Source organism: Streptomyces sp. NPDC057543, from assembly GCF_042801895.1.
In the GTDB taxonomy this organism is placed as follows: Bacteria; Actinomycetota; Actinomycetes; order Streptomycetales; family Streptomycetaceae; genus Streptomyces.
The window spans coordinates 12,179-29,345 of the sequence record NZ_JBHVFF010000075.1 but is presented as its reverse complement, the minus strand read 5'-3'; the positions used below and the strand labels follow the sequence as shown (position 1 = coordinate 29,345).

Genomic DNA, 17,167 nt, shown 5'->3' with positions numbered 1-17,167 from the left:
GTACGCGGACGCGTACCGGGGCCGTCATCAGGCAGGCGTGACCGTCTGCCTGTCGTTCGTCACTCCACGATCACTGGTGTGATCCTGCCGCTCTCGCGACTACTGGGCGGAGGTCTGCGTCTTGCGCTTGCGGAGGAGGAAGACCGCGCCGCCGCCGACGACGACGAGAGCGATCGCGACGCCCGCGATGACCGGGGTGGCGCTGGAGCCACCGGTCTCGGCGAGGTCACCCGAGCCACCGGTCGAGCTGCCGCCGGCAGTGGCCGGGGCGGGCTGGTCCTTGGTCTGGGTGTCGAGGCCGCCGGTGCCGCTGCTGCTGGTCTTGCAGTCCAGGACGCCCTTGAACGTCTTCGTGAAGCCATTGGGGCCGGTGATGGTGAAGTCGTACGCCTGGTCCTCGGCGACCGGGACGGTCACCGTCTCGGACTTGCCCGCCTCGATGGTGTGCTTCACACCGGCCAGCTCGAAGGTGAACGCCTCGTCGCCCTTGTTGCTCGCGGTGACGTCGACACCGCCCTTGGCGCAGTTCTTCTTCGCCGAGACGGCCGGGATCGCGCCCTGCTTGGCCCAGGTGCCGGTGGCGGTCGCGGAGACCGTGGACTCGCTGGAACCGGCCAGGATCATGGTCTGGCTCTTGGTCACCCCGGCGAAGACCCGGCCGACCGGCACCGACGTGGTGGCCTGGACGGTCAGCGAGGCGGAACCGTCGGTGGCGCCCTCAGGGACGTCGAAGTAGAGCTCGGCACCGTTGGCCGCGGCGGTCACGGGCTTGCCGCTCTTGTCGGTGACCTTGACGCCGCTGGCGGCGTCGGCGGGCGGGGTCACGGTGACCTGGCCCGCGTTGGTGTGGACGGTGACCGGACCGAGCCGCTCACCGGACTTGCCGGAGACCGCGGCCGGGTCCAGAGCGAGGGACGCCTTGGGCTCGGCCTGGTCGACGGCGTTGTGCTCCAGCCAGTCGGCGAGCTTCTCCGCCTGGCCGTCGGTCGCGTCGACATCGGCGTTGTCCGAGTAGCGCCAGATGGCGACCTGGGTTCCGGCCGCCGCGGTCTTCTCGGTGAGCGGTCCCGTGCCGGCCTGCTCGGCGAGCGCGGCGAGGTCGTCGACCTGCGGGTAGGAGTGCTCCAGGATCCAGCGGATCTTGCCCGCGTTCTTGTTGCTGCCGAGCGAGGTCTGGTCCCAGGGGGTCTCCAGGTACTTCGCCTGGTTCTGGGTGGGGTTGTGAATGTCGATGCAGTACGTCTTGAGCTTGCCGCCGCCGTCGACGGTCATCTCGAAGAGTCCGGCGGGCAGCTCCTGATTCCTGCCGCCCGCGTGAAGCACGGCGCGGTCGTAGGTCTTCAACCCGTCCAGGACCGCGGCCGCGCCACCCTGATGCTGCGGTGCCTCATCGGCGACCGCGCTGCCCGCGCCGACGAGGGCGCCCGCTATGACAAGACCGGATGCCACCACCGAAGCGGCCAGCCGGGCCGCGCCCCGCCGCCGTGGAGAATCGGTCGCCCTCGTGGACGACGAAACGGTCGCTGAAGAAGCAGAAAACACAGAATTCCCCTCCGGGCGGGACCTTCCGCGCCTGATGCGCGTGTGGGGATTGTCCCGCCAGTCGACTCAAGTGCCCCGTGAGTACTGGGAATCCTAAGGATGAAGCAATGAAGAATCCCCCGTCATACCGTCGTACAAACCATTCCGACTCGGAATCGTTATCGCCGACACCGCATGCACATGCCTCAGGACGTCTCAGGACGCCTCCGCGTACCTTCCCGACCCCTGATCCGCTCCGGTCCGCCCGTTCCACCCCGGCACCGTCACAGCACCGACGCAAGTTCCTGGCCGTCCTTCTGACGCCCCGTCGGCCGCCTGCTCCGTTGCCGCCCGACCCGCTCACTCCGTTCGGCTTGAACGCCACCTTCACCGCGTTCGCCGCGTTCGCCGTGTTGAACGCGTCCACCCTGTTCGCTCCGATCGCGCCGCTCACCCTCTTCCCCCTGTTCACCCCACTCGGCCGGTTCAGCCCCGTCAGTGCGCTCGTCTCGCCCGCCCGACCAGTCCGGTTCACCCGAGCCCGGCGACGTGCCGCCCGCGTCAACCCCCCGGTCCACGCTCCCCGCGCGTGCCACCGACCTCGGATCGCCCTTCGTCACGCGCCGGAACGCGGTCGTCCCCCGGGTCAGATCGTGTCCCACCGCGACCGCCTCGATGTCCACGAACGTCCTGCGCCGGCCTTCCCGTTCCTCCTCGCGCACCTTCAACCTGCCGTGCACGACCAGCGGTTCTCCGATGGAAACGGAACCGGACAGATTCGATGCCAGAGCCCGCCAGGCCCACACGGTGTAAAAACTGGTGTGTCCGTCCGTCCAGAACTGTTTCTCGCGGTCCCATCGGCGCGGCGTCACCGCGAACCGGAACCGCGCCATTCCGCCGGTCGCGGTCTCCCTGAACTCCACGCCCGTCGCCGCGTTGCCCACCAGTGTCACCAAGGTGTCGTTCATGACTCCGCCTCCCCTTCGGCCTTCGGTTCCGGCGACCGCACCCGCACGGTCACTGGTCCCAGGTTGAAGGAGAGGCGGAAATCCCGCTGACGCCTGTGGACTACCGAACAGTTGTGGAAAACTCCGTCACCGCCACGTACCGCTCCCGGACTTCGCGATACCGCACGAGCTCCGCCGCCACCGGATCGAGCACCCGCGCCCGGCCGCAGGCCGCCGCCGCCTCGCGCAACTGCCGCTCGGCCTCCTGCCCGTACCGTCGCGCCGGTCCCCGCGCCGCGGCCGCGCACGACCACTCCACCAGCGGCCCGCCGACGACCCCGGCCAGCATCACCAGGGCGGGCGTGAGAAATCCCGGTTCGAGTACGCCGACGATCTGGCCGACCAGCCAGAGACCGCCGAAGATCTGCAGCAGCGTCATCGACGCCTGAGCCAGCACGACGGCGGGCCACCACCTGGGCCTCGGTGGCTTCCCGCCCACGCGACCGCTGTGCGCCACACCGGAGGCTCCGGCCACCCCCGTCGCCATGACCGTCGAACCCGCCGGGCCGACCCCACCCTGCGCCGTACCGCGGCCGGTACCGCCCATACCGCCACCTGAGGAGGAACTCGCCGGCCGCCCCCGTCCGTCGTCCCGGCCGGCCTTCTCCACCAGTTCGTCGAGCGCCTCCGGCAGCCCTTCCGCACCGTTCACCGCGGCCTCCCGGACGGCCTGCGCCCAGGGACCGGGCAGCCCGTCGGCGGCCTCGTCCGCCACGGTCCGTACCGCCTGTTCGACGCGTTGCCGGGCGGTGAGCTCCTCCTCGGCGGGCGCGGGCAGCGCAGGGCACTCCAGACTTCCCGGCCGCCGGGTGGACTCGTACCAGCGCCACAGCCGCAGCCATGGCGTGCCGCACGCCCGTCCGGCGTTCCTGCGCCACTCGCGCTCGGCGGCCTGGCCCGCCGCGGCCGCTCCGACCGCTTCCGCGAGCCTGTCGGCGAACTCCTCGCGGGCCCGCTCGCCGAGTCCGGGCCGCCCCTCGGCGACGTACACCGGACGGAGCCGGGCGGCGGCGGCGTCCACATCCGCGGAGAGCCGGCGCGCGGCCGCCGCGCGCTCCTGGACGAAGCGGCCGAGCGCCTCGCGCAGTTCGCCCACTCCGTCGCCGGTGAGCGCGGACAGGGACATGACGGTGGCGCCCGGTTCGCCGTGCTCGCCGAGCGCCATGCCGTCCTCGTCGAGCAGCCGCCGCAGATCGTCGAGGACCTGGTCGGCGGCGTCTCCGGGCAGCCGGTCGACCTGGTTGAGGACGACGAAGGTGATCTCGGCATGCCCGGCGAGCGGCCTCAGGTAGCGCTCGTGCAGGGCCGCGTCCGCGTACTTCTCCGGGTCGACGACCCAGATCACCGCATCGACCAGCGCGAGCACCCGGTCGACCTGCTCACGGTGTCCGGGCGCCGCCGAGTCGTGGTCGGGCAGGTCGACGAGGACGAGACCCTGGAGTGCGCCGTCGGCATCCGTGCCGCCCTGCTGCGGCCTGCGCCTGAGCCGTCCGGGAACGGCGAGCCGGTCCAGGAGTCCGGCGGCCCCGTCGGTCCAGGAGCAGGCGATGGGGGCGGCGGTCGTAGGCCTGCGCAGCCCGGTCTCGGAGATCTGGACGCCCGCGAGGGAGTTGAAGAGGGTCGATTTGCCGCTGCCGGTCGCTCCGGCGATGGCGACGACGGTGTGCCGGGAGGAGAGCCGCCGACGGGCCGCCGCTTCGTCGAGCACGCGTCCCGCTTCGGCGAGGGTGGCACCGTCGAGCCTGGCCCTGGACAGCCCGACGAGTTCACGCAGCGCGTCGAGCCGCGGCCGGAGCGGGCCGCCGGACGGCACGTACGCCTCGACCTGCGGCGTACGTACGTCGTCGTCCGCCGTACCGGGCCCGGGACCCGCCTCCTTGGCGGCGGCGCGCCGGGCGATGAACCCGTCGTTCCAGTCCCCGCCCGCCTCCGGCACGCGCGTCGGTCTGTCGGGCGTCCGGCCCGGGTGGTCGCTGTTCTCGTGAGGTGCGGGACTCTCGCCCCGACCGGTCCCTTCGTCAATGACGGCAGTCATCGCTGCCACCTCTCCTTCTGCAGTACGGACAGAGCGGCGATGAGATCGGCCTGCGGCTCCGGGGCGACGTCGAGTGCGTCGAGTGGTGCGAGCCGCCGGTCGCGCTCGCCGTCCAGCACCCGGTCGAGGCAGTCGGTGAGCAGTTCGCCGCCCTTGTCGCGCAGCCGCAGCGCGCCCTGGGCGCCGATCCGTTCGGCGAGCTGTTCACCGGCGCCGCGGGTGCGACGGCCGCCGAGCAGTGCGGCGGCCAGCAGCGCCGCCACCGTCTCGGCGTCGGGCGCGGCGTTGCGTTCGAGTCGGCGCACCTCTTCCTCGGCCAGTTCCTCCAGCACCCGCCACCACCGCCGTACGGCCATGGTGATCCGGCCCCGGATGTCCTCGGCGGGCCCCCATCCGCCGGCTTCCCGGCCGACGTCCTCGAAGCCGAACGCCCCGGCCGCGGGTTCGCGCTGCCAGGTCGTGCGGATCTGTTCGTCGGCGGCGGCCACGGCGCACCGCAGGAGTGCGGCGAGACTGTCCACCAGGGATTCGAGAAGTTCCTCGGAGGTGCTGTACAGCGGGTACCCGCGCCACCGGGTCCGGGCGTCCCCGGCGAGCACGCCGCCGTTCCGCAGCCGTCGCCGGACCCGGGCGCCCTCCGTGCGGTACGCGTCCTCGACGAAGCCGGTCAGCCGCACGGCCGCCGCGTACTGCGCCGCGACGGCCCCGGCCAGCGCGGGCATCCGTACGTTCAGCGAGGCGATGACCCCGGCCGCCGTACGCCCGACCGCCTGCTGGCGGGCCGCCGGGTCCTGGGCGCGGTGGCTGAGCCAGGCCCGCAGCGGGGCGACCGCGGTGGTGGGCAGCAGCCCGCTGCCGCCGTCGGCCGATTCGGGCAGCTCGGGAATGGTGAAGCGCGGCACCTCGCCGAGGCCCGCCTTGGTGAGCAGCGCTCCGTACTGCCGCGACACCTCGGCGATCACCTGGTGCGGCACCCGGTCGAGGACGGTGACGAGCGCGGCGTCGTACTCCTTGGCGGTACGCAGCAGATGCCACGGCACCGCGTCGGCGTACCGGGACGCCGTGGTCACCATCACCCACACGTCCGCGGCGCAGATCAGCTCGGCGGCCAGCACCCGGTTCCGTACCACGAGCGAGTCGATGTCGGGCGCGTCGAGCAGCGCGAGCCCTCGCGGCAGACCGGTCGCGGTCTCGACGCGCAGCGCTGTCCCGTCCTCCTCCTCGCTCCCGTCCACCCCATCGAGCCCGTCCAGGTCGTCGCACCGGCCGGGTACCCCGGAATCCTGGGGCGGCAGCCAGACCCTGGTGAGCCGCGGCAGTACGCGGCCCCCGGCGAACCAGTGGTGATCATCGGGGTGGCAGACGAGTACGGGCGTCCGCGTGGTCGGCCGCAGCACCCCGGCCTCGCTGACCTGCCGCCCCACCAGCGAATTGACGAGCGTCGACTTCCCGGCCCCGGTGGACCCGCCGATCACCACGAGCAGCGGCGCTTCGGGATCCCTGAGCCGGGGAAGCAGATAGTCGTCGAGCTGGGCGAGCAGCTCGCTCCGGGTCTGACGGGCCCGCGCGGCCCCCGGCAACGGAAGTGGAAGACGCACGGCAGCGACACGGTCGCGCAGGGCGGAAAGTGCGTCGATGAGCTGAGGCCGTACGTCCAAGGTCACCACATGCGAAGAATGCCCAATTTTGGAGCCTTTTTGAAGCGTATAGCCACCTCTGCGCGCCGGTTCTCCCCTCGGAAGGGAGTCGGGACAGAGGGGACGAGTGGGGCGCAGGCATAACGAGTGCACAACACCCGGGGCGCGAGGCGTCAAAAACGATGCATGATCCCCACCCACCTGCGATTATCGGTTCGCTTCACCGAACCTCCACATCGTGCCACGCAGGTGAAGCAACCAGGACAAGGCGATCGGAGCCCTATCCTTGTCCCGGCAGGTCAACCGACCGGCCAGGCCCCAGGGCTCCAGGCCGCCGAGGCCACCACCCGGCCCCCGTAGCTCAGTGGATAGAGCAGGCGCCTTCTAAGCGCTTGGCCGCAGGTTCGAGTCCTGCCGGGGGCGCGCAGTCCGTACCGCGCCAGGCCCTCCCTCGGGAGGGCCTTTTTTGCAGGTCACCGCACCGTAGCGAGGGCGGCGTAGCGAATGCATAAGCACCGAGCCCTCCCCCAGGTAACCACGGGGAGGGTCCGGCGCTGTCCGGCTGCCACCGGGTTTTCGCGGGTGGCCGTGTCGAATACGTGTCGAAGTTTTCGGCCGGAACAGTCAGCCGGCATCCGGCAGCTCGGGGAGATCCCCCGCAGCTTCGAGCCGCCTCTTGAGATCAGGAAGCTGCCCCTCGACGCACCGGGCGTAGGTGGCCAACAGCACGGGGACGCTGTTGCCGGCCCAATCCGCCACCTGGGCGGGCGGTATCCCGTCGTTGAGCCACTTCGTGAGGCGCGTGTGCCGGTTGTCGTACACGCGCCTCCCCGTGGGCGACTCGAAGACGTGCGGAGGCAGCACCGCCTTGCGTGCGCCGCGCCAGGCCCGGCGGATGACGGAACCGGCGAGGATGCCGCCCTTCTCCCCCTGGAAGAGCAGGTCGCCCGGCTGAAGCTGTTCGTCCTCAATGTGCTGCCTCAGGATGCGCGTCAGGGCGGGATGCCCTGGCACGGTGCGCGTCTCCCCCTCGGCACGGCCCTTCAGATCGCGCTCTTCGTGAATCCTGCCCGAGTCGGTCCACTGCTTGCCGACCTCCGGCGTCGCCGTGTGAATCAGCAGTTCACACCACTGGTCGTCGGCGCCGGAGGCTGGCAACGTCACGTCTTTCACACGCATGGCCACGGCTTCCTCGGGACGCTGACCGCAGTAGTAGAGCGTGGCTAAGAAGGCGTGCAGGCGCTGGCCTCCGCGCGGTCGGCGCCGGATCCAGTCGAGGAGAGCCGCGGCCTGGTCCGGATTCATCAGGGACCGTTTGTCTACGGCATTGGTGGTCTTGGTGGCAGCCGTCACGTCCTTCCCTTTGGGGAGGGGGTTGGCCCGCAGAATGCGCCGCCGTATCGCGTGCTTCATGGCAACGTTGAGGATCCGGCGATGACGCTTGCGGGACCAGGCGGCGGCCTGCCTGCCGTCGAGGCGTGTGTCGATGGCTCGCAGGACCTCGTCGACCTTGTCCGGGTCCTCCCAGGCCGAGACGGGAAGCGAGTTCCGCTCCACCCACCTGAGGATGGTCTCCACGTCCCGGGGAGCCACACCGCGCCTGTTCGTGTTGAACGCCCATTCGCGCAGGGCAGTACGCACAGCCGCGGGTTCGAACTGAGTGGGCCGGACCCGTAGGAGTGCGACGGTGGTCGCGGCCAGGGTCTTGGCAAGGTTCTTCCGACTGTTGCCGCCGAGTTGGGCCCAGCGCGCGTCCACATACTCGACGGCGAACTTGTACCAGCTCATGGCAGCCGACTTGGAGCGATGCGATACCGGCAGGCCGGTCGCGATGACGAACGCTTCGCCCTTGCCGGTCGCCCTGATGAGTTCTGAGCGGAAGCCCTCGGCGAGCGCGACAGTGTCGAACGGCTCGCGCCAGCGCTTGCCCGCCACCACCCAGCGCACCGTATAGGTGGCCTTCCGGGCGCCCTTATAGGTGAGGATCTTGTAGATCTTGACGTCGTACGTCGTCTCCATCAGGCGGCGTCCTCACGGTCGTCGAGCCAGTGATCGAGGTCGCTCCGCCGGATCCTGAGATCGCCGTTCGGGAGCTTGATGCAGCGCGGCGCACGACGCTTCGCCCGCCAGTCGTAGAAGGTCGAGCGCGAGATGGCCAGTTCCTCGCAGACCTCCGCAAGGGTGAGCATGTTGCGTGACCGAATCGCCGTGGTCATGTCGTGCTCCCTTCGTTCAGGAGGGCGTCGCGGGCGGTCTCACGGTTGGTCTGGAGGTCCCGGGCGATGGTTGCGGCGAGGGCAGCTTCGCCGGGGGTGTGGCCGTGGCCGGCGTACTGCCAGTCGGTGAGGACGAGGACGGTGTCCGGTTCGCGGTCGTCCAGGCCCAGGACGGCGGCCTCTTGGGTGGCGCGGTAGTCGGCGCGTGCCTGGCGGAGGGCGCCGAGGGTGGTGGAGTAGCGGCGGGACTTGGAGGAGAAGTGGCCGCGGAAGCCGAGCATGTGCGCCCAGGCCCAGAGACGCCGGTCCGGGTAGAGGCTGTCCAGGTCGCGGCATGCGGTGATCAGGCGGCGAGTGTGGTCCGGGACCTGGTGGCGGTCGAGTTCGGCGAGTTCCCCGATGCGGCGGTCAAGGGTGCCAGTGTTTTCGGCTGCCTTGGTGGAGTACTTGGCGACGTAGGAGGCAACGGCCTGTTCGGTGATGTCGGAGCCGTCGCCGAAGGCCTTCACCGGGCGGACGTCGAGCTGTGTTCCCCAGCGGAAGGACCGGGCCGGTTGGTCCCCGGCGGACGGGACAGAGACGGACGTGTAGGAGTGCGCCGCGGCCGCATGGATCGCATCGGCAAGTAGGTCGACCGTTGCCCAGGCAGGTGGCGGCGTTCCGGGCCCCTCTGGGCCGTCGAGCCGGATCACCGCGTGGAAGTGCAGGGCGCCACGCTTCTGGAATTCGGCGACCTTGCCGTAGGAGACGCGGACGCGGTCGGCGAGTTCTCGGCGGGTGAGGCCGACGCGGGCGGCGAGTTCGCGGCGCAGGCGTGTGGTGAAGCGCTGCCAGAGCTGTCCGGCGTGGTTGTTGAACAGGACGGCGCCCGCGTAGTCGTACGTGGCGGGGTCGAGGGCGGTGCCCAGTTCCGATGCGTCCGGGGTGTGTTGGACGCCGCAGCGGCAGACACCGCGGTCGGGCCGGTTGTGGACCGGGCCGAAGGAGGGGGCGGTGAGAGTGGCGAAGACGCGGGGGTGGTCCCTGACGGTGGTGGGGACGTCGCGGCGGTCGTCACCGGCCAGGCCCGCGCGGATGAGGTGGTAGGTGTCGCCCGCGTAGATCCAGGCGCAGGAGGGGCAGCGAGAGGCGCGGCGGTTGCCGCAGGCGAGGCGGAGGCGTCCGCCGGGTTCGTTGGCGGTGGTGTAGTGGTGCAGGGTCTCGCCGGTGGTCTTGTCCTTGTGGAGGGTCCAGCCGGTCAGGTGGATGGGGTCGGAGCAGCCGCCGGTACGGCGGATCTGGTTCTCCCAGCGCGTGTAGTCAGGGGCCGAGGCCACCCGTAGGAGGTCACCGAGGGTGGTCGGGTCGAGTAGCGGGGCAGGCACGGGCGAGGTGCGATGCGCCATGCTGGGTTCTTCCTTCCGGTTGTGAGATCGGACAGGGACGGCGCCCGGGCGGCGGATGCTTGGCGGTATCGAGGCCGCCCGGGGGCCGGTCAGCGTCGCTTGGTGTCGGCGTTGACGAGGGAGCGGATCACCAGGGCGCAGACGGCGACCGACGCGCCGGTGACGGCAATCGCGAGGAGCATGGAGACCAGGACGGCGCCGACGACCAGGACCACGGCCGTCCCGCTGCCGACGAGGGCGAGGGCAGTGCCGGGGGTGAGCTGCACCGTGGGCCGTGACGGCGCCGAAGCGACCGGGGCAGGGTGCGGAATCTGAGCGCTTGGTACGACGGTTGTCGGCTCCACGACCACGGGCGGTATGACGTGGCCGGTGGGTGTGGGGTTGGTCGGGATCTTCGGGCGGAGCATCGGTGTTCTCCCTTCGGGTCGTGTTACTTGACGAGGCCGTTGACGACGGGGGCAAGCACGCTGTCGGCGAGGAGGAAGCCGCCGAGGAGGAGCACGGCGATGAGCCACCAGGGCGGACGGATGAGCTTGACGCCGAGGTAGCCGACGGTGAGTAGCGCGAGCCAGAGCGGAACGTCCATCGGGGTCGGTCTCCTAGCTGACGCGGCAGCGGTGGGTTCGGGCGGCGAGCTGTGCGGCGGACTGGCTGGAGTAGTCGGCGGACCAGCCGCACCGGTCGTTGGTGCACACGGCGGCGTGTTTGGTCTGGCCGCGGCGGTCGCGGTGGGTGCCGATCTGTAGGGGGCCGATCCGCATCACGGAGTGGAAGAAGTCGCGGGCGGGCATGTCAGTCGGTTTCCTCTCGGGTTGTGGTCGGGTCGGGGAAGGTGGCGCGGATGCCGGCGGCGGTGGCCGGGTCGGTGGTGCGCTGGGCGGCTTCCTCGGCAAGCAGGTGGGCGAGGTAGGGCCGGTTGGCGGCGGTCATCTCGTGGGCGCCGTCGAGGTAGTCGGCGGTGGTCAGGTCGGCCGGGTCACGGGTCACGGCTTGTCTCCCTTCTGGATCAGGCGAGTTGGGCTGCGATGGCGTCGGCGAGATGGTGCGGGACGCCGAGGCGGGCGCGGAGGGTGTCGGTGTCGATCCGGGCGCCGGTGCGGGCGTGGTGGTCGTCGGCGACCTTGCGGGCGTGGGCGACCAGCGCGGCCGGGACCGGCACTGCTGTGGGCAGGGCCGGGGTTTCCTCGGGCTCCGGGGCGGCGACGGGTTCGGGCACCCGGCTCGACTCGGCAACGGCGGGGTCGTGATCCGTATCGGGCGCGGGGTCCGGAGTCGGGGCGGAAGGTGCCGGCGGAGCCGGGGAGGGGTCTGCGGGTGAGTGGGCGAGGAGGGTGCCGCCCATGAAGGCCAGGGCGGGCCAGGCGGCGACGAGGATGCGCAGCCATGCCGGGACGTCGTTCAGGTCGAGCAGTCCGGCGGTGGCGACGTTGGCGCCGAGCGAGGCGACCAGGGCGATGAGGAACCAGCACCAGGCCAGCCGGGACGGCCCATGGGCACGCAGCCGACGCCAGGCGGCGACCAGGAGCAGGTCTACCGAGACCGGATAGGCCCAGGCCTTCCAGCCGGTCTGTCCGGCAGCGGCGGCAAGGTCGTGCAGGTGGGCGAAGGACAGTGCCCCGGCGATGACGGCCTGGACAAGTACGGCGTCGATGCGGAGAGCGGGGCGGGCCATCACGGCTCCTTCCTGTGATCAGGCATGGCGGGGGTAGGGAACCGGCGCGAAGGGCGGTCGCGCCGACCGTGGGAGGGGTGGTGTGTCAGGCGGTTGCGGGGGCTGTCTTGGACAGCGGCACACGGGCCGAGTGCAGCGGGGCGACCGCGGGCCGGAAGGGCGCGAGGGCGGGCAGCTCGGGGGTGCGGTCGGCGTGCTTGTTGCAGACGTTCACGGCCTGGCGCAGCGAGGTGTGCGGGGCGCGGATGCGGTGCCAGCCGCCGGTGGAGTCCCCGGCGATGGCGATGCCGCGCGTCTCGGCAGGAATCTGGATGGCAGCGAGTACAGCGTCCGGCGCGATGTCGCCGAAAGCCATGTTCGCGGACGTCTCGTCGTTGACGCGGTGCGCGGTGCGGCCGGTGAGCTGGGCCCGGAGCATCGTGATGCCCTTGCCGAGTTCGGAGCCGAAGCGCTGCCCGCAGATCTCCAGGTAGACGCCGGCCGCGCGGCCGAGTTGGGCGAGGCGGACCAGAGCGGTGATGATCCGGTCCCGCCGCTTCTCTTCCTCCTTGTTGGCGAAGAGGGCGAGTTCGGCGACCTCGTCGACCAGGACGACGACCGGAACCGGCCGTAGATCCTCGGGCAAGTCCCAGATGTCGGCGGCGATCTCCGCATCCGGCACGGCGACGCTGACCCGCTGCTCGGCGCGGATGAGTTGGTACACGTCCTGCATGTGGGACACCAGCGCCTCCAGCAGCTCCAATGCGGTGTCGGGGTTGTCGGCGAGCGCGGAGAACCGGCGTGCCAGCGGGAACAGCTCGACGCCTTGCTTGCAGTCGATGCCGACCAACGCGACGTGGTGCGGGGCAAGCCCGGCGACGAGGTTGCGCTGGTAGACGGACTTGCCGGACTCCGTGGCGCCGAGGGTCAGACCGTGCGGGACGGCGCGGTAGTCGCGGTAGTGAACCGAGCCGTCCTCCCGCAGCGCGACCGGGATACGCATCGGTCGGGTGTCGGTCTTGGCCGGCATGTGCACCCGCTTGAGTACGTCGTAGCCGGTCATCCGGATCTCGACCACACCCGAGCGCAACTCACGGGAGGTCACGCCGTACATCCCGAAGGAGTGGCGCAGCCGGTCAGAGGCGGCGGCGATGTCGAAGGCGTCCTGTCCCGGGCGGAGTTTGAGTCTGAGGACCAGGCCTGTGTGGGTGGGCCACAGCCGCAGGATGCGTGGTGCGCGGGATTCCGGCGCCGGTCGGCTGGCTAGGGCCAGCATCAGCCGCCAACGCGAAGGCGGGACCGTCAGCCCGCAAGCCTCCATGACGGAGGCGTAGCGGACCAGGACGCGCACGACAGCGAAGGTGACCCCGAAGGTCAGCCAGTACCAGGCGGGACGCCGCCACCGCAGGAGACCCGCAGTGGCGACGACCAGCAGCAGTAAGACCGTCGGCCACGTCATGGCTCAGGCCGCCTTCGAGCCCGTGCCTGTTGCTGCCAGCGAGGTGACGGCAACGGCACGGAAGGCGATGCCGTGCCGCTTCTGGCCGTTGAACTCGCTCTCCCACGGCCGGGCGATCAGCCCCGTGAGCGCGGCCGGGGTGCCCATGGTCAGGTCACCGGAGATACCGGTCTCCGGAACGGTGACGGAAAGGATCTCCACCTCGTTGTTGGCCGCGAACATCACGTCCACGGTCATCAGCTGCGCGCCGGTCTCGGCGTCGGTGGCGATCTCGCCGGTACGGCGGTCCTTCACCTTTGGCTGCGGGGTCTTGGCGACCATCACGGTCGCGGCGGAGGTGTCGACAGGGATCTGACGCACAGCGGATCACTCCTCTATAGATGCCGAACTCCGTCACTCATGTATATGAGTGACATGAAGAAGAGTGCCTCACTCCTATACATGAGTCAACCCGCCGCGACATCGAAGTCACGACGGGTTGCAGGAAGTTGAACGGGCGTCAGTCGCCAGCCGGGATCCGATACTCGAAAACGAACTGGTCAGCAGCCATGAGCGTGTCGCACACCTCGACCACGAGGCCGGTCGTCGTACGGGCCTCCCGGATGAGGTGAACCACCGGCGCACCCGGACTGAGCGCCAGCTCGGTGGCTTCCGCCTTGGAGGCCGGCCGGGCTTGCAACGTCTCGACGAACTCAGCGAACTCATGCCCGTGGTCTTCGAGTCGGGCGTAGATGCCACCACCACCAGGGTTCTCAGCGAACAGCTCCGGGATCTCCTTCACCACGTCCCACGGGAGATACGAGGAGGCGGTCTCGACCGGGGTCCCGTTGCGGAAGTAGAGGCGTCGCCGGGCGAGGACCTGAGTGCCGGCAGAGACGCCTAGTCGCTGGGCAGCGTCCGCGGGGGCCTCCATGGGCCCGATGTAAAGGACGCTCACCTTGGCAGTGGCGCCGGACTGCGCGGACTCCGCGAGGTACGCAGCCTTGCCGCCCTGGCGGAGCGAGCGCCGGAAGCGGTCGGAAGAACGGTGCCGTACCGGCGGCCGGTCCTTCACGATCGAGCCCTTGCCGTGCCGGGTCTCGACGAGCCCGCTCGCCCGCACTTCGACCATGGCCTTACGGATCGTGCCGCCGGACACGCCATAGCGCTCCACCAGCTCAGACTCACTCGGCACCATGTCGCCAGGCTTGAGCACACCAGCCCTGATCTGCTGCACGATCTCGTCCGCGATCTGCACGTACCGAGGCCCGGACCTGCCCCCCTCTACCGCAGTTCCCATAGTCCTTCCATGCCTCCTATGCTCCTGTACATGAGTCAACCACAGGAAGCAACGTCGCCGCCCCTGCACTCCGTATCCGTAGCCGGGGTAGTGGTGCGCGAGGACGGACGCCTCCTGGCGATCCGCCGAGCCGACAACGGCACATGGGAACTCCCCGGCGGCGTACTCGAACTCAACGAAACCCCGGAGGCCGGCGTCACCCGCGAAGTCTGGGAAGAGACAGGCATCCACGTCGAGGTGGACGAACTCACCGGCGTCTACAAGAACACGACCCGAGGCATCGTGGCCCTCGTCTTCCGTTGCAAACCCTCCGGCGGCACCGAGCGCACATCAAGCGAGTCGACAGCCGTCTCCTGGCTCACGCCCAACGAGGTCAGTGCCCGCATGTCCGAGGTCTACGCGATCAGGCTTCTGGACGCCTTGGACGACAACGGCCCCCACGTACGAAGCCACGACGGCAAGCAGCTCATCCCAGCGGGATAAGACTTTCCCTACTCCATCAAGACCCGCGCACGGCGCGGGCGCGCGCCGCCTCAGCGGCGCGGCCTGCCTCTGTCTCCGCCCCGGCTGGCCGCGCCAGGCGGCGCGCTACGTGCTGCGGGCGGAAGCGACAAATTCATCCGCGGATCAAGGAGATGCCTCCGGCGGGGGCGCTCAGACTCCGGGATGGATCAGGCGCCGTTTGCAGGTGCCGGCAAATTCGTGGTGTGCGTTGTGGGCTGCCATCCCGACCACCTCCGACCCAGGCAGAGCCGAGCAGTCGCGGCCCAGGGCGTCAAGGTCGTTCGTACAGTGGCGCGCTCCACCTTGACGCCCTGAACCACGCCCGCTCCACGACGTGTGGGTCGAAGGCGGACGGGATGGCAGCTGGGCTAGTGGTGGGTGATGACATCCGCCGTCTGACCCCCCTACGAACTCGACTCGTTCCGAGCTTGTTCAACACTGCTGGCAACTACGCCACCGAAAATATCAATCTGCCCAACCGAAACTTCAGACCCTCGCCCACGTCGTTGCTGATATTCGTCGACATGACCAAGGGTTCGGATTACAGTGGCATTATAAAGCCAACTTAGATTTCCCTCTTTCTCCAACTTCCCGGAAACTTGGACAGCCAAATCTTCTTCATGCGCACGAATTGCCTCGTGGTAATCCTCTTCGTCAGCTAGACGAACACGCACTTTCTTGACTGCCCCAGAAGTCAGAGCCTCAACACCAAACACCCCTGGGCTCCCCGCCTGCTTCTTGGCCAACAGGTGCACACGCCCAATCAAAGTCACCATGCGCGACGACTTATCTTCCGCAAGGCGAATCGCCGCCTTACTCAGAGGCTCCGCATCCGAGCCGCTGAATTCGAAATGCGCCGATTCCGGCGTCGTGGACCCAATATTGGAGTCCCAATCCACCGTTATATCGGCTCCATTCGAGTTTGCGGCAATCCCCAGGAGGGCCTGCGTCATCTCGTATGAAATGCCGCGAGAAACTCCAGCTTCGAATCCTGAAAGGGATCCGCTGTACTTGTAGTGCTCGACCGCTTCAGCCGTAGCCTCCACCGCACGGACCACGGCTTGAGAGACCTGGCGCGCGTGAGCCACACTCACATCGGGCAGGCTCGCCACCTCGCCAGCGGACAGGGGAATATCCGCGTTCGGCGGAGCGTAGGCAGTCACGATGTAACTCCCCGGAGCAGTCTGCCCCATGAGAACTTGGTCAAGGTAACGCCCGGCGAACCTGCCGTTCCGGTTCACAAAATGCCGACCAGGGCTCAGGAAGTATTTGGCACCAGCAACAAGAGTCCTCCTAGCTGACTCAATCAGCTTTTCACCGCTACGCCAATCAATGAAACCACTTGGCGCTGATGATTCTCGGCGAAATCTAAATTCATCAGAGACGTCAACGACCAGGCGCGGATAGATAAATCGCACCCAAGAGTCACTGTCTTCTGAGATTACAAGCAATGCAGATCTCATTGCATCAACAAATTCGGGCGCCTGCGAATCAAGAGGAACGGTCAGGCTTGACACGCCTTGAGAATCGTCGATACCGGGCGGCAGGTAACGCATGTAAATGCCGCGCCGCCCGCCAACCGGACGCCAGCCAACTTCCTCCAGCAGGCCCGTCAACTTCCCTGGGTCTACCTTCGCAGGGATAGTCACGCTCGACCGTTCAGCCATTTAGTGATTCACCCCTATCGGCCCTGTCCAGAATCGTCGTCAGCGCTGCGGCATCCATCAAATTCTTGGTCGGAATGCGAACCGTCGGCTTCTTTACCTCGGAGTCCACCTCCATACCTTCTAGGTATGCCCAGTAGCAGCCACGCCTAGTCACCAGCCCACTATGACTCGCTTCAGTCCATTCTCGCTGGCGTGGCGACGTCGTCATAACGATCAGGATGGCCTTCAGGTAACCTCTGCGCTTGGCCAGATGATCGAAGTACTGACGCTTGGTGAACTGGTAGCTAAAGAACTCCTTGGCGCGATCTGGCACAGTTTGAGTAGTGCACTTCAGCTGTGCCAACACCATGGTCTCTTCATCAAGTGCAGTCCGCGGCGGCCGGATCAGCTGGACATCAACGCCCCACTTGTCCTTGCTGACCAGCTCCATGGTGCAGCCGGCCGTCGCGGCCACGCTCGCCATGTAGCCCTGCTGAAGCTGCTCCATCATGTCCGTTACGGTCAACGGATCCACAGCTTCGATATGGCTCGTACGGGGCCTGCCGATCCCGCCCGTGCCGACCAGTTCCACCACTGGCAGCCCCCCGCCTGAGTACAGAGAGCAACAGGATAGATCAGTCTGGGTGTTCACGAGTAGATCGCATCAGTCCTCCAGCAACACGCTCGCACACTAGTACGAGCCACTGACAAGGGGTAGGTCTGCACCGATCGACCACCGAGCGGCGTCTCAGGGTTGCTGGCCGGTTGGTTCACCCAAGAACCCCGCCGTTTCAGCTAGATGGGCCTCGTTGGCCTGGGCCAGTCTG

General features: G+C 68.7%; 17 protein-coding genes, 1 tRNA gene and 1 pseudogene. 2 read left to right on the top strand and 17 right to left on the bottom strand.

What is annotated here, in order from left to right; all coding sequences use genetic code 11:
• Positions 1–99 precede the first annotated feature (99 nt).
• From ACFU8Q_RS15585 to ACFU8Q_RS15570, 4 genes and pseudogenes are all read right to left on the bottom strand, one after another.
• The gene (locus tag ACFU8Q_RS15585) at positions 100–1,542 is read right to left on the bottom strand and encodes an LAETG motif-containing sortase-dependent surface protein (RefSeq protein ID WP_384453243.1); all 1,443 of its coding nucleotides are present in this window, start codon (positions 1,540–1,542) and stop codon (positions 100–102) included.
• A 545-nt stretch (positions 1,543–2,087) separates the two neighbouring features.
• Positions 2,088–2,489, bottom strand: a pseudogene (locus tag ACFU8Q_RS15580) (single-stranded DNA-binding protein); the annotation flags it as partial.
• A gap of 100 nt (positions 2,490–2,589) precedes the next feature.
• Positions 2,590–4,563 (bottom strand): GTPase, encoded by a 1,974-nt coding sequence (locus ACFU8Q_RS15575; protein WP_384453240.1) that lies wholly within the window; start codon positions 4,561–4,563, stop codon positions 2,590–2,592.
• A complete protein-coding gene (locus ACFU8Q_RS15570) occupies positions 4,560–6,221 on the bottom strand; it encodes an ATP-binding protein (protein ID WP_384453252.1) in 1,662 nt (553 codons plus the stop codon). Before ACFU8Q_RS15570 ends, ACFU8Q_RS15575 begins: the two co-directional genes overlap by 4 nt.
• Before the next feature lie 329 nt (positions 6,222–6,550).
• On the opposite strand from ACFU8Q_RS15570, the gene ACFU8Q_RS15565 reads away from it, so the two are divergent.
• A tRNA-Arg gene (locus ACFU8Q_RS15565) sits at positions 6,551–6,623 on the top strand.
• 201 nt (positions 6,624–6,824) lie between these two features.
• Here the strand turns inward: ACFU8Q_RS15565 and ACFU8Q_RS15560 are convergent.
• The 11 genes from ACFU8Q_RS15560 to ACFU8Q_RS15510 all read right to left on the bottom strand — a co-directional run bounded on the left by ACFU8Q_RS15560 (position 6,825) and on the right by ACFU8Q_RS15510 (position 14,190).
• Positions 6,825–8,138 carry a tyrosine-type recombinase/integrase gene (locus ACFU8Q_RS15560; protein ID WP_384453238.1) on the bottom strand — a complete coding sequence of 438 codons (1,314 nt, stop codon included), beginning with the start codon at positions 8,136–8,138 and terminating at the stop codon, positions 6,825–6,827.
• Between the two features lie 80 nt (positions 8,139–8,218).
• Positions 8,219–8,416, bottom strand: a complete 198-nt coding sequence (locus tag ACFU8Q_RS15555) for a helix-turn-helix transcriptional regulator (protein ID WP_384453235.1) — start codon at positions 8,414–8,416, stop codon at positions 8,219–8,221.
• The gene (gene repSA / locus ACFU8Q_RS15550) at positions 8,413–9,780 is read right to left on the bottom strand and encodes a replication initiator protein RepSA (RefSeq protein WP_384453249.1); all 1,368 of its coding nucleotides are present in this window, start codon (positions 9,778–9,780) and stop codon (positions 8,413–8,415) included. Before repSA ends, ACFU8Q_RS15555 begins: the two co-directional genes overlap by 4 nt.
• Before the next feature lie 110 nt (positions 9,781–9,890).
• Complete coding sequence (locus tag ACFU8Q_RS15545; RefSeq protein ID WP_384453232.1) at positions 9,891–10,208, bottom strand: SpdD-like protein; 318 nt, start codon at positions 10,206–10,208, stop codon at positions 9,891–9,893.
• 23 nt (positions 10,209–10,231) lie between these two features.
• The gene (locus ACFU8Q_RS15540) at positions 10,232–10,387 is read right to left on the bottom strand and encodes a hypothetical protein (protein ID WP_322109367.1); all 156 of its coding nucleotides are present in this window, start codon (positions 10,385–10,387) and stop codon (positions 10,232–10,234) included.
• 13 nt (positions 10,388–10,400) lie between these two features.
• Positions 10,401–10,592, bottom strand: a complete 192-nt coding sequence (locus tag ACFU8Q_RS15535) for a mobile element transfer protein (RefSeq protein ID WP_384453229.1) — start codon at positions 10,590–10,592, stop codon at positions 10,401–10,403.
• A 1-nt stretch (position 10,593) separates the two neighbouring features.
• Entirely contained in the window at positions 10,594–10,788 is a 195-nt protein-coding gene (locus ACFU8Q_RS15530; RefSeq protein WP_322109369.1) for a hypothetical protein, read from the bottom strand.
• Between the two features lie 19 nt (positions 10,789–10,807).
• Positions 10,808–11,473, bottom strand: a complete 666-nt coding sequence (locus tag ACFU8Q_RS15525; RefSeq protein WP_384453226.1) for a DUF2637 domain-containing protein — start codon at positions 11,471–11,473, stop codon at positions 10,808–10,810.
• An 85-nt stretch (positions 11,474–11,558) separates the two neighbouring features.
• Entirely contained in the window at positions 11,559–12,911 is a 1,353-nt protein-coding gene (locus ACFU8Q_RS15520; RefSeq protein ID WP_384453223.1) for an FtsK/SpoIIIE domain-containing protein, read from the bottom strand.
• Between the two features lie 3 nt (positions 12,912–12,914).
• Complete coding sequence (locus ACFU8Q_RS15515; protein ID WP_384453220.1) at positions 12,915–13,271, bottom strand: hypothetical protein; 357 nt, start codon at positions 13,269–13,271, stop codon at positions 12,915–12,917.
• A 139-nt stretch (positions 13,272–13,410) separates the two neighbouring features.
• Complete coding sequence (locus ACFU8Q_RS15510; RefSeq protein ID WP_384453217.1) at positions 13,411–14,190, bottom strand: GntR family transcriptional regulator; 780 nt, start codon at positions 14,188–14,190, stop codon at positions 13,411–13,413.
• An 18-nt stretch (positions 14,191–14,208) separates the two neighbouring features.
• Between ACFU8Q_RS15510 and ACFU8Q_RS15505 the strand changes: the two genes are divergently transcribed.
• A complete protein-coding gene (locus tag ACFU8Q_RS15505) occupies positions 14,209–14,673 on the top strand; it encodes an NUDIX hydrolase (protein ID WP_384453246.1) in 465 nt (154 codons plus the stop codon).
• Positions 14,674–15,098: 425 nt separating this feature from the next.
• Here ACFU8Q_RS15505 and ACFU8Q_RS15500 read toward each other — a convergent pair whose 3' ends face one another.
• On the bottom strand, positions 15,099–16,310 hold the full coding sequence (locus tag ACFU8Q_RS15500) for a hypothetical protein (RefSeq protein ID WP_384453215.1): 1,212 nt from the start codon (positions 16,308–16,310) through the stop codon (positions 15,099–15,101).
• 43 nt (positions 16,311–16,353) lie between these two features.
• Entirely contained in the window at positions 16,354–16,935 is a 582-nt protein-coding gene (locus tag ACFU8Q_RS15495) for a DUF4365 domain-containing protein (protein ID WP_384453212.1), read from the bottom strand.
• Positions 16,936–17,167: the final 232 nt, after the last annotated feature.

Excerpts from the sequence above, each read along its gene's own strand:
- ACFU8Q_RS15555 (WP_384453235.1), bottom strand. The coding sequence starts at position 8,416 with ATGACCACGGCGATTCGGTCACGCAACATGCTCACCCTTGCGGAGGTC.
- ACFU8Q_RS15535 (WP_384453229.1), bottom strand. The coding sequence starts at position 10,592 with ATGCCCGCCCGCGACTTCTTCCACTCCGTGATGCGGATCGGCCCCCTA.
- ACFU8Q_RS15505 (WP_384453246.1), top strand. The coding sequence starts at position 14,209 with ATGCTCCTGTACATGAGTCAACCACAGGAAGCAACGTCGCCGCCCCTG.
- ACFU8Q_RS15525 (WP_384453226.1), bottom strand. The coding sequence starts at position 11,473 with ATGGCCCGCCCCGCTCTCCGCATCGACGCCGTACTTGTCCAGGCCGTC.
- ACFU8Q_RS15575 (WP_384453240.1), bottom strand. The coding sequence starts at position 4,563 with ATGACTGCCGTCATTGACGAAGGGACCGGTCGGGGCGAGAGTCCCGCA.
- ACFU8Q_RS15520 (WP_384453223.1), bottom strand. The coding sequence starts at position 12,911 with ATGACGTGGCCGACGGTCTTACTGCTGCTGGTCGTCGCCACTGCGGGT.
- ACFU8Q_RS15545 (WP_384453232.1), bottom strand. The coding sequence starts at position 10,208 with ATGCTCCGCCCGAAGATCCCGACCAACCCCACACCCACCGGCCACGTC.
- ACFU8Q_RS15510 (WP_384453217.1), bottom strand. The coding sequence starts at position 14,190 with ATGGGAACTGCGGTAGAGGGGGGCAGGTCCGGGCCTCGGTACGTGCAG.
- ACFU8Q_RS15540 (WP_322109367.1), bottom strand. The coding sequence starts at position 10,387 with ATGGACGTTCCGCTCTGGCTCGCGCTACTCACCGTCGGCTACCTCGGC.